Raw genomic sequence first — 13,893 nt, forward strand, 5'->3', positions numbered from 1 at the left:
TTTTTTGTATCAAAAAGTATTGCGGAGGGGATGCAATTGAACATAGGAAAGAGGCTTGAGGCTATAGCGGATTTTGTTGACAAGGGCAGCAGGGTAGCAGATGTAGGCACCGACCACGGCTATATACCCGTATATCTTGTGAAAAAGGGATACAGCTCCTTTGTCGTGGCATCGGATATAAATAAAGGGCCCCTTGAAAAGGCGATTTCATTCGTCAGACTTAACGGGCTTGAAAAAAACATCGAGACAAGACTCGGAGGAGGGCTTAGCGTGCTCGAGCCAGGCGAGGTGGACGAGGTGATAATAGCCGGCATGGGGGGAGTTCTCATGGCCAATATAATCGAAGCATCCCTGGATGTGGCCAGGAGTGCCCGAAAGCTTATTCTGCAGCCTATGCAGGCGCCTGATGAGCTAAGACGGTATCTTTTGGATGGCGGATTTGAAATCGCAAGAGAGGCTCTTGTAAAGGAAGAAGGCAAGATATACGAGATAATGGAGGTGCACTATACAGGCGTTAGAAGCTACGAAGATGACGAAACATACTTCGAGGTTGGCAGACGGCTGCTGGACTCACATGACCCGCTTTTAGCTGAATTCATAGATCGTAAGATAAAGAAATATGAAGACATTGTAATTTCAATTGAAGAGAAGAAGACTCAAAAGGCGCAGGAACGCAAGGAATACTGCATTTCGAAAATAGAGAGGCTAAAGGAGCTGAGAAAGCATGCGCTTGAAGGAAATAACTGATTACATAGAGAGCAGATACAGTCTTGAGCTGGCGTATGAATGGGACAACGTGGGGCTTGTGGTGGGGAGCGATGACTCACAAATTAAAAGGGTAATGACGTGCCTGGACGCTGACAGGGCTGCAATACAAAAGGCCTTAAGCAGCAATGTGGATCTTATAATATCCCATCATCCTCTGATTTTCAAGGGTATAACAAAGATAAATAGCAGCACAAGCAAGGGCCAGGAACTGCTCGAGCTTATAAGGAACGGAATAAACGTCTACTGCATGCACACCAACTATGACATTGCACGCGAGGGTTTAAACGACCATATATGCGAGTTGTTGCAACTTAGAGCTACAAGGCTGCTTGGAGTCACAAGGGAACAGCAGCTGTGCAAAATCGCAGTGTATGTGCCAAAGAGTCATGAAGACTCTGTGAGAGAGGCTCTGGCCAGCTCGGGCGCAGGGCATATAGGCAACTATGACAGCTGCACATTCGGGTCAAGCGGGATTGGAACCTTCAGACCGCTTGAAGGCAGCAAGCCTTTTATAGGAGCGCTCAATACAATTGAAAAGGTGGAGGAAGTCAAAATTGAAACCATATGTCCCCGTGAGAACATAAAAGCTGTGCTTGAAAGAGTCATTCGGGCACATCCTTATGAAGAGCCGGCATACGACATATATGAGCTTATAAACAAGGGACAATCACAGGGCATAGGCAGAGTGGGTACCCTTGAAAAGAGAATGAAGCTCTCTGAGCTTGTGCAGGAAGTCAAGGCTAGGCTTGAGCTTGATTCTGTAAGGGTATGCGGAAATTTGGACATGCTTGTTGATAATGTGGCCGTGGTCGGCGGCTCGGGCGCTGAATTCATTGCTGATGCGGTCAAAGCGGGAGCTCAGGTGCTTATAACGGGTGACGTAAAGTATCATCAGGCCCAGGAAGCGCTGGAACGAGGTATAGCCATAGTAGATGCTGGCCACTACGGCACTGAGAAGCATTTTTCGAAAATGATGAAGGATTTTTTAGAAGCGAGATACGGCGAAATCAGCATTGAAGCCTTTGAAGGCAAGGATGTGTTTGAATGCGTTTAGCTTAAAGCGCATTGGAAATGATTTGCAGGCTTATAGCAGGGTAAACAGTTAATATGGGAATGTTGTTTAAAATAAGAATTTCCGGAGGTGTCTATATATGAAAACTTGGGAAATGATAAAGGCTTTTAGCGAGAATCCCAATCTTGTATTCATAAACAAAAGGCTTGAGGAGGATGAGCCGTCGCTGAGGCTGAAGTTCATGGAAGGCATACTTGTATGGACTAAAGATGGAAAGCATCCCTATGACAGCGAGTTTACAATCTCAAAACGGGTGCTTAATGACGAGTGGATTCCAGAAGAAGAATAACTAGATGAAATGCGGTTTCAAGCTGAAAACGAGCACTTCCAGAAAAGCGCTCGTTTTTTATATGTCGCAAAATGGCTATCGTAGTACAAGGACAGGTATCAAGGAGTGAGTTACAACCTTGCTTGTGACACTGCCAAGCAGGAAGCGCTTGGCTGCACCGAGGCCATGCGTGCAAATGACTATGATGTCAAAATGTTCACTTTCGGCAATATCCAAAATGACATCGGCAGGATCGCCAAAAGCCACACGTTTTGATATTGTTGAATTGCTATTTGATAAATGGCCTATTTTGAGCTTGGCTTCCTCAACAATGTCGGAACCTATGTTCATAGACGGTCTGTCTGAAGCATCTATATTTTGAACGTTGAGAAGAGTTATCTCGCAAGGGAATGCCTCTGCGAGAAATTTGCCGTATTCGGCTAGTATTTCAGAAGAAGCTGAACCATCAACAGGAATTAGTATCTTTTTTGGTTTATCCATGTAACAACTACCCCCAAAACAATATTTTGACATGTGCATAATAGATCTATGACTCATAGCGGCCATTTTACGTCTACATAATGTATACCTATAGATGTAAAAGTTTAAACCTTAGAGTCTAATGGCAATCTTGTAGCAATTAATGGTGATTTGATATAATCTATTGATATAAAGGAAATGCAAAAAAATCAAAGCGGCAACGGAGGTTACAATGAAATACAGCGTATATACTGACGGAGGCTCAAGAAACAACCCGGGCGAGGCTGGGATTGGGGTTGTTGTATACAATGAATGCGGCGATGTTGTAAAAGAGATAGGAGAATATATAGGAATTGCAACAAACAATGTTGCAGAATATAAGGGCCTTATAAGAGGGCTGGAGGAAATAATCACGCTCGGGGGTTCAGGCGCAGAGTTCTTCCTTGACAGCGAGCTTGTAGTAAAGCAGATAAAAGGCGAATACAAGGTGAAAAATGAAGAGTTGAAGAAGCTCTATGATGCAGCAATTGGACTCATAGGCAAGATTGATGGTTTTAAAATATCGCATGTTAAAAGGAATCTGAACAAGAAAGCCGACGCACTTGTAAACATGGCCATAGACAACAAATAGAAAAAGCGAGGGATTGAATTGAACCGATTTTTTATAGTCAGACACGGACAGACAAAGTGGAACACCCAACTCAAGACACAGGGCCAGCAGGATTCGAGCCTTGATGAAATAGGCATGATACAGACACAGAAGCTGGCCAAGAGGCTGTCTGCTTTCAACATAGACCATATATACAGCAGTGATCTGGGCAGAACAATCCAGACTTCGGACATTATTTCGGCTCAGCTCCAGAAGGAGTACAGCCTTGACAGCAGCCTCAGGGAGATCGACTTTGGAGAATGGGAAGGGTTGACAATCGAAGATATCAAAAAATCATATGAAGCTGAATACAGGATGTGGAGAAAAGAACCTGACAAGGCAAGAATCCCTGGCGCAGAAAGCCTTCAAGCGGTGGCGGACAGAATAGCAGCGGGCATAAACAAAATCAATGAAGCGCATAAAAGCTCGAACATACTTCTGGTTTCGCACGGCGTAGTAATAAAGGTGCTCCTCTTGACACTGCTGAATTCGAGCCTTTCGAACATATACAAGATAAAGCAGGACAACACTGCGCTGAATGTAGTTGAATTCAGAGAGTATGGCCCGGTGATACTAAGGGTAAACGACACGACACATCTGGAGGTAGGCAGTTTTGAAAAGTAATGATGTGGTTGTAATAGGCGCCGGTCCGGCTGGCGTTATGGCGGCCATAGCAGCTGCCCAAAGGGGCAAGAGCGTCCTTGTTCTCGAAAAGAACTCCGAGATAGGAAAGAAGCTCAAAATCACAGGTGGTGGAAGGTGCAACATAACAAACAACAGAGATATAGGAGATTTTTTCGAACACATAGTTACAAATTCGAAATTTCTCTTCAGTGCTTTATACAGTTTCACTAACAGCCAGCTGATAGATTTTCTGGAGGAAAAGGGCGTTGAATTCTCGGTAGAAGACGACCTGAAAGTTTATACTCGCAGCGGAAAGGCCCAGGAAATAATAGACGTGCTCAGATGCGAGCTGGAAAAAAACAAAGTTAACATTGTATTCAACAAAAAGGCGGCTGAGTTGATTGTCGAGTCAGGAGTCGTAGCAGGCGTGAAGACATCGGACGGCTGCGAATATGCCGCGGCAAGTGTAATTGTTGCAACTGGAGGCAAGAGTTATCCGGGCACGGGTTCCGACGGACAATTCTTCAACTGCATCGAAGCCTTAGGACACTCTATAAAGGAGCCGATTGCAGCCCTAGTGCCTTTGGTAATTAGTGACGAGTGGACAATAAATCTTCAAGGGGTTTCTTTAAGGGACATAAGGGTGCGGGCGTACAACGGGACTAGGCTGGCTGGCGAAGAAAACGGAGATGTTATTTTCACTCATTTTGGAATAAGCGGACCTGCCGCCTTGAACATATCAAGCAGGATAAACAGGATGCTCAAGGCGAAAGCCGTAAGGCTTGAGCTTGACTTGTTGCCGGGGATGAGCGAATCTGAAATTGCGAGGGAAATAAGGAAAAATCCAAACAAGAGCATAGCAAACAACCTAAAGGATATACTGCCTTTGAATTTTACAAGATGCCTGCTGGAGCATCTGGAGATACAGGAGCAGCCTAATGCGCTCACAAAGCAAAGGGAGCTGGATATAATAAGTGGCATAAAGAAACTGACACTAACTTGCACATCGACATACAGCATGGAAAGCGCCATAGTTACGTCGGGAGGAGCAGATGTTTCATTCATAGACCCGCACACAATGGAATCCACGATAATAAAGGGACTTTATCTTGTCGGCGAAGTTATAGATGTGGATGCGCTAACGGGAGGCTACAATCTTCAGATAGCCTTTTCCACTGGATATATTGCAGGCATTAACGTTTAGAAGGAGGCAAATTATGAGCACGCACATGGTGATAGCAATAGACGGACCCGCCGGCTCGGGCAAGAGCACAGTAGCAAAGCTGATTGCCCAAAAGCTGGGGATAGTATATATAGATACAGGGGCAATGTACAGAGCGCTTGCATATAAGGCATACGGCATGGGAATAAGCTTCGAGGATGAAAAGAGTATCGCAAAGCTCGCGGAGGCTATAGAAATTGAACTTGAAGGCGAGAAAGTGCTGCTTGATGGAATCAGGGTTGACGGACACATAAGGATGCCGGTAATAAACGAGAATGTCTCCAAGGTGGCCAAGATAAAGCAGGTCAGAGACATAATGGTCATGCACCAAAGAGAAATGGGCAGAAAAAGATCTGTAGTAATGGACGGCCGGGACATCGGCACCCATGTGTTTCCGGACGCAAGCTTTAAATTTTTCCTGGTTGCCGATTTAGAAGAGAGGGCCAGGAGAAGAAGTCTTGAGCTCATACAAAAAGGGTACGAGGTAGAGTTCGGTGAAATAAAGCATGAATTAGAAAACAGGGACATCCAGGATTCTACGAGAGAAGCATCTCCGCTTGTAAGAGCCCATGATGCGGTGGAAATAGACACAACCAGCAAAACTGCAGAGGAAGTTGCTGATACTATAATAAGTTTTGTAGAGATGGGAGATAAACTATGGAAATAAAAATTGCTGAGTTTGCGGGCTTTTGTTTTGGGGTAAAAAGAGCAATGGACGTAGCTTGGAAAAAACTTCATGAAAACAGCGGAACCGCTATATACTCTCTGGGGCCCCTTATACACAATAAGCAGGCTGTGGAAAGATACCAGCAGGAGGGGCTTAAAATAGCGGATTCAGTAGAGGAAGTTGAAGACGGCAGCGTTGTGATAATAAGATCGCACGGCGTGGCTCTGTCTGTCTATGACGAGCTAATGAGCAAGAATGTAGAAATAATAGACGCCACATGCCCCTTCGTGAGCAAGATTCAGAAAATAGTATCAAAGGACTATGCTCAGGGCAAGGCCATAATAATAGTGGGAGATCCGCAGCACCCTGAGGTTATAGGGATAAACGGATGGTGTGAAAACGGCGCTGTCATAATAAAGGAGCTCGGCGATCTGGACAATATGGAGTGGGATAAAACTAAGGAATATTCTGTTGTCGTCCAAACTACTATGAATTCCGATGGTTATGAGAGCATTCAAAATAAGCTTGAGGAGATGCTTCCAAGCGTAGTTTTCAACAACACTATATGCTCTGCCACGTGTGAGCGACAGGAGGCGTCGAGAAAGCTTTCGGAAAAAGTTGAACTGATGATAGTTATAGGGGGTCTTCACAGCTCAAACACAAGAAAACTTGCTCAGGTGTGCAGCAACAACTGCAAAACTATGCACATAGAAACAAAGGATGATTTGGACGTTGAAGAAATTTGCAGCTACTCTACAATTGGAATAACTGCAGGAGCTTCCACGCCTGAATGGATAATAGAAGAGACGGTAGAATATATCAAAGAAGCAGATGAAAACAGGAGGTAGTCCATGCAAGGATACGAAAGCTTTAAGCAGAAAGTGCTGAATAAAACAGGCATAGATCTATCACTATACAAGGAAAAACAAATGAAGCGAAGGCTTTCATCCTTGGCCAAAAGAAATGGCTTCGACGATTTCGAAAGCTATTACAAGGGCATATCAACAAATAAAGAGCTTTTTGAAGAGTTTGTAAATTACATGACAATAAATGTTTCGGAATTTTACAGAAATCCGGAGCAGTGGAAGGTGCTTGAGGATGACGTAATACCAAAGCTGCTCAGCAAAAAAAAGCAGCTCAGGGTTTGGAGTGCTGCCTGCTCGACGGGGGAGGAGCCGTATTCGATGGTAATGCTACTTAGCAATTTTATGCCGCTTGACCAGATAAAGATATATGCGACTGATTTGGATGAACAGGCTATCGAAAAGGCAAAGCGCGGCCAATATACAGAAAAAAGCCTAAAAAATTTGCCGAATAATTTTATTAGAGATTATTTCGATAAAAAAGGTGGTATATATGAAATTAAAGAAACGATCAAGAAGCGAGTTGAATTCAAAAGGCACAACCTTCTAAGCGACAGATATATGGACAGGTGCGACCTCATAGTATGCAGAAATGTCCTCATTTATTTCACCGAAGAGGCCAAGAGCGAAATATATACCAAATTCAGCAGATCGCTTGAGAAAGAAGGCTACCTGTTTGTCGGAAGCACTGAGCAGATAATAATGCCAAGCAAGTACAACCTCAAAGCGCTGAAAACATTTTTCTATGGAAGAATTGAGTAGATAAAATACTGCTTTTAAATTTGACAAGTGTGTTCAAGGGGCAATAAGTTTTATTATTTCTATAGAATGCAGCAAAATATTTATTTCGAATAAAGGGGGACATAAGAAATGGAAGTATTAAAAGTTTCATCCAAATCCAATCCAAATGCCGTAGCAGGAGCCCTAGCAGGATATTTAAGAGAAAAGGGGTCGGCTGAAATCCAGGCAATTGGCGCTGGAGCTATCAACCAGGCCGTAAAAGCTGTTGCTATAGCCAGAGGATTTGTGGCTCCTAGCGGCATGGACCTTATTTGCATACCTGCTTTCACTGATGTTGAAATTGACGGGGAAGAAAGAACAGCGATAAAACTTATTGTGGAACCAAGATAAAAACTCAAAAGTATATTTTGTCATATTGCGAAAAACCTGCCTGGGCAGGTTTTTTTACGTTTGAAATGCAATAGGACTATAGCCATGATTGATATTGTTCATGAATTGATATAGTATATATAAAAATGCAATCAATGACAAAAAATAAACAGATTTTAAAATTAGATAAAAATTGCATGTTTAATATTAAAGAACTGTTAAGAAGTATTTTAAATATCTAAAAATCAGTATATAATTAAAGATGGTGAGTTTTATAAAATTGCATTTTGATGGAGAGATGACATGGTTACTAAGGGATTTGAAATATTCAATAAGGCGCTCGATTACTACTGGGAGCGCAGCAAGGTAATCGATTCTAATATAGCAAATATCAATACGCCTGAATACAAGCGAAAGGATGTTGTTTTCAGCGAAGTGCTCAAAGACAAGCAGAATAGCAGCGCTGTAGAAGGATATGCTACAAATGAGAGACATATAAAAATCAATCCGTCTGCATCAAAGCTATATGAAATAAGCGTGGATAAAAATACACGAAGCAGAATCGACGGCAACAATGTGGATCTGGATCTTGAAATGATAGAGCAGTCCAAGAACAGCATCAGCTACAATACCTCAGTCGAACAGATGCAAAGCATGTTCAAAAGACTTAAGAGCGTAATTGGTGAAGGGAGAAGATAATTATGTCACTTTTTAGCGGCATGACCATAAGCGGAACGGCCCTTTCGGCCGAAAGAACAAGACTCGATGTCATATCGAAAAATATTGCCAACGCCAATACAACCAAGACTGAAAACGGAATGCCATACAGAAGGCAAGTCGTCGTTTTCAAGGCGCAAAATACAACTTCATTCAAGGAGCAACTGGCTGCATACGCCGGAGGAAGCGGTGAATCAGCTAAAACGACGGTTGAAATAGATAAGATTGTAGAGGATAAGTCGCCGTTCCTGAAAAAATACAATCCGGGTCATCCGGACGCAGACAAGGACGGCTACGTGCTTACGTCGAATGTGAACACAATACAGGAAATGGTCGACATGATAACTGCCATGAGGGCATATGAATCCAATGTGACTTCCGTAAACAACACTAAATCCATGATGCTTAAGGCTTTGGAAATAGGCAGATAATAATTGTCAGGCAAGGGAGTGTTTAGATGCAAATACAAGGTATGGAATCTATTTCGAATATCAAATCAGCTGCCGGAGTTCAGAATTCCACAGCAGCCAATGGACAGGGTTTTAAGCAGGCGCTTATGGATGCTCTTTATTCAGCAAGCGATCTCGAAAGGGAACAGGAGATGTTGGGAGAAAAGTTTGTGCTGGGAGAACTAGATAATCTGCACGACCTTACTATAGCCACCCAAAAAGCCGATGTGGCAGTTCAGACAATAGTTGAAATAAGGAATAAAATAGTAGATGCCTACAAAGAAATAATGAGAATGCAAATATAATTTGAGGTGTATAAATTGGAAGAACTGTTCTCGAATATCAAGCACAAATCGGATGAGCTGACTAAAAAATACACAAAAAAACAAAAGACGATTTTCTTGATTTGCTCGGTATTGCTTGTGCTTACTGTGGCATTCACAATATTTTACATAACAAGACCGGAATATGTTGTACTCTACAAGGATTTAAAACCCGAAGAAACCGGAGCCATCACTCAGAATCTGGATGAAATGGGTATCAAGTACAGGATACAGGACGAAAACACAATACTTGTAATGGAAAGAGATGCCAGCAAGGCACGGATAGATCTTTCGATGAAAGGTGTGCCTGCTCAGAAATTCTCTTACGAAGATGTGCTGAATAAGAATAATATATTTTTGAGCAAGGAAGAAAAGCAGCAGGCTTTCAACATAGCACTCAAAAATAGTCTTGCACAGGACATAGAGTCAATGCCCGGAGTCGAAAGCGCGATAGTCAATATAACAATTCCACAGGGCAGTGACTTTATTCTATCTGAAAATAAGGACAAGACAAAGGCTGCCGTATGGATTAGCATGAAATCGGGTCAGGAACTTGAACCTGAAAGAATAGCCGGAATTGCAGAATTTGTGGCAAATTCGGTAGAAGGACTCGACAGCGCAAATGTAACTGTTCATGACGCTTCAGGAAAGGTTCTAAACAGCGAAAAAGATGATGCTTCAAACATGTCCAACTCGCAAATAAAGCTTCAGGAAGAGGTAAAGAGCAAGGTTCAGGAAAGTCTTATGGAGTTTTTAGGACCTGTATATGGCTATTCTAATGTATCGGTAATGGCCAGCGTAAAGCTTGATTTTGACACTACAATAAAAGAATCAAAAACATACAACACACCAGTCGAAGGAGAGGAAAACGGTCTCATCAGGAGTCTTCAGGAGAAGAGCTCCAGCTCATCGGCCACGGGAGAAGGCGGGCCGGCGGGTACTGAAAGTAATACTGATGCCGATGCAGCAACTCAGTATGCTGAGCAGCAACAATCCAGCAGCACTCAAAATGACAATGAAGAGAAGGTAGTAAATTACGAGCTGAATGAAACGATAGAAAAACTGGAAAAGGCAAAAGGCCAGATAAAGGATATCACGGTAGCCGTGATAATCAACAGCGACACACTCGAGGGTAAGGAGCTTGATGAGGAGCAAAAGACACAGGTAGAAAAGATAGTATCTACAGCGGTGGGCTTGGATGCAAAAGCAGTCGAGGTGTACGCAAGATCGTTTGATGACAGTATGAATAAGGCTTTTGAAGACTCAGAGAAGGACAGTGCAAACAACATGCCGGCATGGATTATAGCCCTTATTATAATATTAATACTGATACCAGCAGCCGGAGCGGCAGTTTACTTTATGAGGAAAAGAACACTAAGGCCAGAGCTTGCTGGAAATGCACAGGCTACTCTTGAAATACCTGAGGAAGAAATAAAGGAGCTTGAAGTTGACATAAAAGATTCTGGATACAAAAGGAGCATTGAATCGCTTATTGAACGAAATCCGGAAATTGCATCACAGCTGCTTAAAAGCTGGCTTAGCGAGGATTAGGAGGAATTTACAATGTCTAGAGTCAAAAAAAAGGGGTTTGAACTCACAGGGAAACAAAAGGCAGCCATATTGCTTATAACACTTGGACCTGAATACTCTGCAAGGATATTCAAAAACCTTTCCGAAGAAGAAATAGAGGAACTGACTCTTGAAATAGCAAACATGAAGCGCGTAGAGCCTGAAATAAAGGATAGAATTCTTGAGGAATTTTATGAGGTGTGTCTTGCGCAGGAGTACATATCTGAGGGCGGTATAAACTACGCACAGGAAGTACTTGAAAAGGCTGTCGGCACCGACAAGGCTATAGAAATTATCGGCAGACTCACAGCATCGCTGCAGGTGAGACCGTTTGACTTTGCCAGAAAGGCCGACCCGTCTCAGCTTAGCAACTTTATACAAAACGAGCACCCTCAGACGATAGCTCTCATACTCTCGCACGTTGAAAATGACAAGGCTGCACAGATACTCTCCAGCCTCTCGCAGGATAAGCAGTCTGAAGTGGCCAAGCGTATTGCCACAATGGACAGGACATATCCTGAGATAATAAAGGAAGTTGAGACAATACTTGAAGACAAGCTTTCCAATATTGTAACTCAGGATTACACAAAAGCCGGCGGAGTGCAAAACATTGTCGATATACTCAACTCGGTTGATAGAGGTACTGAAAAGAGGATTATGGAGAGCCTGGAAATGTGTGAACCAGAGCTTGCTGATGAAATCAAGCGAAGGATGTTCATGTTTGAAGATATAATAAATCTCGATAGCACAGCCATACAAAGATTTATACGCGAGGTGGACAACAGTGAGCTTGCAGTGGCATTAAAGGGCACAACCCAGGAGGTTGCAGATCTGATATTTGCCAATATGTCCAAGCGTATGTCTGAAATGATAAAAGAAGATATGGAATTCATGGGCCCTGTCAGACTTAGGGATGTAGAAGAATCGCAGCAGAAGATAGTTAACATAATAAGAAAACTTGAAGATCAGGGCGAGATAATAATATCAAGAGGCGGAGGAGATGAGCTTATTGTCTAAGGTTATTAAATCCCAGCTTGTAATGCTCAAAAAGCCCAAGGTTATTGCAGGAGATATAACTGCTCAAGTCCAGACAGCTATTAAAACAGCCACAGGCAGTGAAGAGGTGGTAAAAGACGAGGTTTCGTACGGATTCTACAAGCTGCTCAGGGAAAAGGATGATTTCAGAGATTTGCTGCAACGAGAAAAAAAGCTCCTTGCGCTGCAAAGAGACAGACTTGAAGCTGAAAAAAGAAGAGTCGCAGAGCTAAGGGCAGATGCAGAGAAGGTATATTGCGAACAAAGAAAAAAAGGATATGAAGAAGGCTATAGCGCAGGAATTGAAGAAGGCAGAAAGCAGTATGAAAGTATTATTGACGAAGCCGTTGAACTTAAAAAAAGCCTGGAGGCAAAAAAGAAGGCTGAAATAGACATGCTCGAGCCTGAAATAATACAGCTGGTGCTGCAAAGCGTAGAAAAGATTATGGGAATTAAACTTGAGGAAAATGACGATCTCCTGGCAGGGGTCCTTCTAAAGGGGCTTGAGAAGCTGACTTATGCGCAAGATATAGTTGTAAGAGCGTGCATCGAAGATATAGAGACGCTCAAAAAAAATGAAAAGAAAATTCTTGTTTCGTCAGAAGGTGTGAAAACCATCACATTTAAGGCTGACCCGTCACTCAAACATGGGAACGTACATATTGAAACAAAAAGCGGCAGCATAGACGCTGGAATACAAACTCAGCTGACGGCTATAAGGGAAGAATTCCAATCAATGCTTGAAAGCGGTGTGCAATTTGAAAATTGACATGAGAAAATATGCAGAGCGCCTGGAAAACCTGGAGACAATCAAGTATTCAGGAAGGGTGTTCAGGGTTGTTGGGCTTACAATAGAATCAAAGGGCCCTGGCGGAAAACTAGGCGAGATGTGTTATGTATATCCCATCGATTCAAAGGAGCCTATACTCGCCGAAGTTGTCGGATTCAGAGATGAAAATGTCGTGCTTATGCCATACGGGGATATGGAGGGAATAGGCTCAGGCAGCCTGGTTGTAGCTACTGGCAAGGGGCTTCAGGTCAAAGTCGGTGAGGCGCTTTTAGGACGGGTGCTCGATGGAATAGGGAATCCAATCGACGGCATAGAAATAAATGAACTGAGGCATACATATCCGGTCATGAATAAGCCTCCCAATCCGTTAGAGAGGAATAGAATTTCTGAGCAGCTTTCACTTGGAGTAAAAGCCATAGACTCAGTCCTGAGCTGCGGCAAGGGACAGCGTATGGGGATATTTGCAGGCTCCGGAGTCGGAAAGTCAACGCTTCTAGGCATGATAGCCAGGAATACGAATGCCGATATCAATGTAATCGCACTCATAGGAGAGCGGGGCAGAGAGGTAAGGGAATTCATTGAAAATGACCTTAAGGAGGAAGGACTCAAAAGGTCTATAGTTGTAGTAGCCACATCTGACCAGCCTCCGCTTGTGAGGATGAAGGGAGCGCTTCTTGCTACTTCGATAGCTGAATACTTCAGAGACAAAGGCCTTGATGTAATGCTCATGATGGATTCAGTAACCAGATTTTCGATGGCTCAAAGGGAAATAGGCCTTGCAGTAGGCGAGCCTCCAGTTACAAAGGGTTATACGCCTTCAGTGTTTGCAGTGCTACCCAGGCTTCTTGAGAGAGCAGGGAATTCAAGCAGCGGATCGATAACAGGCCTGTATACCGTGCTAGTAGATGGAGACGACATGAACGAGCCTATTGCGGACGCAGTTCGGGGAATACTAGACGGACACATTGTGCTTTCAAGAGCTATAGCCAACAAGAACCACTATCCTGCAATAGACGTGCTTTCCAGCGTAAGCCGCGTAATGTCGAGCATTGCCTCGCCGGAGCACAAGGACGCGGCAAAGAGGCTGAGAGAAGTGCTTTCGATATACAAAGAGGCAGAAGACCTTATCAACATAGGTGTATATTCAAAGGGCACCAATAAAAAAATCGATTACGCAATTGACAAAATAGACAGGGTGAATTCATTCCTCAAGCAGGATGTGGACACTAATATTGGAGTCGAGGAAACTATAGGGCTTATGCTTGAAATATTCAAGGATTAGGGGTG

At 43.3% G+C, this 13,893-nt stretch carries 18 protein-coding genes; 17 read left to right on the top strand and 1 reads right to left on the bottom strand.

All coding sequences use genetic code 11. From position 1 onward, the window contains the following. Window positions 1-36: 36 nt before the first annotated feature. The 3 genes from GT589_RS02995 (at window position 37) to GT589_RS03005 (ending at window position 2,129) form a co-directional block, all read left to right on the top strand. Entirely contained in the window at window positions 37-747 is a 711-nt protein-coding gene (locus GT589_RS02995; protein WP_293395771.1) for a tRNA (adenine(22)-N(1))-methyltransferase, read from the top strand. After that, window positions 725-1,822: a Nif3-like dinuclear metal center hexameric protein gene (locus GT589_RS03000; RefSeq protein WP_293395774.1), complete on the top strand. Its 1,098-nt coding sequence runs from the start codon at window positions 725-727 to the stop codon at window positions 1,820-1,822. Before GT589_RS02995 ends, GT589_RS03000 begins: the two co-directional genes overlap by 23 nt. 97 nt (window positions 1,823-1,919) lie before the next feature. Continuing rightward, window positions 1,920-2,129, top strand: coding sequence for a hypothetical protein (locus tag GT589_RS03005; RefSeq protein WP_293395776.1), 210 nt, complete (start codon window positions 1,920-1,922; stop codon window positions 2,127-2,129). A 75-nt stretch (window positions 2,130-2,204) separates the two neighbouring features. Here GT589_RS03005 and GT589_RS03010 read toward each other — a convergent pair whose 3' ends face one another. Beyond that, complete coding sequence (locus tag GT589_RS03010) at window positions 2,205-2,609, bottom strand: universal stress protein (protein ID WP_293395779.1); 405 nt, start codon at window positions 2,607-2,609, stop codon at window positions 2,205-2,207. A 211-nt stretch (window positions 2,610-2,820) separates the two neighbouring features. Between GT589_RS03010 and GT589_RS03015 the strand changes: the two genes are divergently transcribed. The 14 genes from GT589_RS03015 to fliI all read left to right on the top strand — a co-directional run bounded on the left by GT589_RS03015 (window position 2,821) and on the right by fliI (window position 13,888). Continuing rightward, entirely contained in the window at window positions 2,821-3,219 is a 399-nt protein-coding gene (locus GT589_RS03015; RefSeq protein WP_293395782.1) for a ribonuclease HI family protein, read from the top strand. Between the two features lie 18 nt (window positions 3,220-3,237). Then, complete coding sequence (locus tag GT589_RS03020; protein ID WP_293395785.1) at window positions 3,238-3,861, top strand: histidine phosphatase family protein; 624 nt, start codon at window positions 3,238-3,240, stop codon at window positions 3,859-3,861. Continuing rightward, window positions 3,851-5,065 carry an NAD(P)/FAD-dependent oxidoreductase gene (locus tag GT589_RS03025; RefSeq protein WP_293395787.1) on the top strand — a complete coding sequence of 405 codons (1,215 nt, stop codon included), beginning with the start codon at window positions 3,851-3,853 and terminating at the stop codon, window positions 5,063-5,065. The genes GT589_RS03020 and GT589_RS03025 overlap by 11 nt, the downstream gene beginning before the upstream one ends. A gap of 13 nt (window positions 5,066-5,078) precedes the next feature. Next, window positions 5,079-5,750 carry a (d)CMP kinase gene (gene cmk, locus GT589_RS03030; protein WP_293395790.1) on the top strand — a complete coding sequence of 224 codons (672 nt, stop codon included), beginning with the start codon at window positions 5,079-5,081 and terminating at the stop codon, window positions 5,748-5,750. Then, window positions 5,741-6,598 (top strand): 4-hydroxy-3-methylbut-2-enyl diphosphate reductase, encoded by an 858-nt coding sequence (ispH, locus tag GT589_RS03035; RefSeq protein ID WP_293395792.1) that lies wholly within the window; start codon window positions 5,741-5,743, stop codon window positions 6,596-6,598. Before cmk ends, ispH begins: the two co-directional genes overlap by 10 nt. 3 nt (window positions 6,599-6,601) lie before the next feature. Further along, the gene (locus GT589_RS03040) at window positions 6,602-7,375 is read left to right on the top strand and encodes a CheR family methyltransferase (protein ID WP_293395794.1); all 774 of its coding nucleotides are present in this window, start codon (window positions 6,602-6,604) and stop codon (window positions 7,373-7,375) included. A 108-nt stretch (window positions 7,376-7,483) separates the two neighbouring features. Next, window positions 7,484-7,744, top strand: coding sequence for a stage V sporulation protein S (locus GT589_RS03045; protein WP_025435653.1), 261 nt, complete (start codon window positions 7,484-7,486; stop codon window positions 7,742-7,744). A gap of 282 nt (window positions 7,745-8,026) precedes the next feature. After that, window positions 8,027-8,422 carry a flagellar basal body rod protein FlgB gene (gene flgB / locus GT589_RS03050; RefSeq protein WP_293395798.1) on the top strand — a complete coding sequence of 132 codons (396 nt, stop codon included), beginning with the start codon at window positions 8,027-8,029 and terminating at the stop codon, window positions 8,420-8,422. A 2-nt stretch (window positions 8,423-8,424) separates the two neighbouring features. Continuing rightward, entirely contained in the window at window positions 8,425-8,871 is a 447-nt protein-coding gene (flgC, locus tag GT589_RS03055) for a flagellar basal body rod protein FlgC (protein WP_293395800.1), read from the top strand. A 26-nt stretch (window positions 8,872-8,897) separates the two neighbouring features. Continuing rightward, complete coding sequence (fliE, locus tag GT589_RS03060; RefSeq protein WP_293395803.1) at window positions 8,898-9,194, top strand: flagellar hook-basal body complex protein FliE; 297 nt, start codon at window positions 8,898-8,900, stop codon at window positions 9,192-9,194. A gap of 15 nt (window positions 9,195-9,209) precedes the next feature. Beyond that, on the top strand, window positions 9,210-10,763 hold the full coding sequence (gene fliF / locus GT589_RS03065; protein ID WP_293395806.1) for a flagellar basal-body MS-ring/collar protein FliF: 1,554 nt from the start codon (window positions 9,210-9,212) through the stop codon (window positions 10,761-10,763). Window positions 10,764-10,775: 12 nt separating this feature from the next. Next, window positions 10,776-11,798 (top strand): flagellar motor switch protein FliG, encoded by a 1,023-nt coding sequence (gene fliG, locus GT589_RS03070; protein WP_293395809.1) that lies wholly within the window; start codon window positions 10,776-10,778, stop codon window positions 11,796-11,798. Then, window positions 11,791-12,585, top strand: coding sequence for a FliH/SctL family protein (locus GT589_RS03075; protein WP_293395812.1), 795 nt, complete (start codon window positions 11,791-11,793; stop codon window positions 12,583-12,585). The genes fliG and GT589_RS03075 overlap by 8 nt, the downstream gene beginning before the upstream one ends. A 1-nt stretch (window position 12,586) precedes the next feature. Then, the gene (gene fliI, locus GT589_RS03080) at window positions 12,587-13,888 is read left to right on the top strand and encodes a flagellar protein export ATPase FliI (RefSeq protein WP_293395815.1); all 1,302 of its coding nucleotides are present in this window, start codon (window positions 12,587-12,589) and stop codon (window positions 13,886-13,888) included. The last annotated feature ends 5 nt before the right edge of the window (window positions 13,889-13,893 follow it).

It is taken from the genome of Peptoclostridium sp. (assembly GCF_009881055.1).
Lineage (GTDB): Bacteria > Bacillota > Clostridia > Peptostreptococcales > Peptostreptococcaceae > Peptoclostridium_A.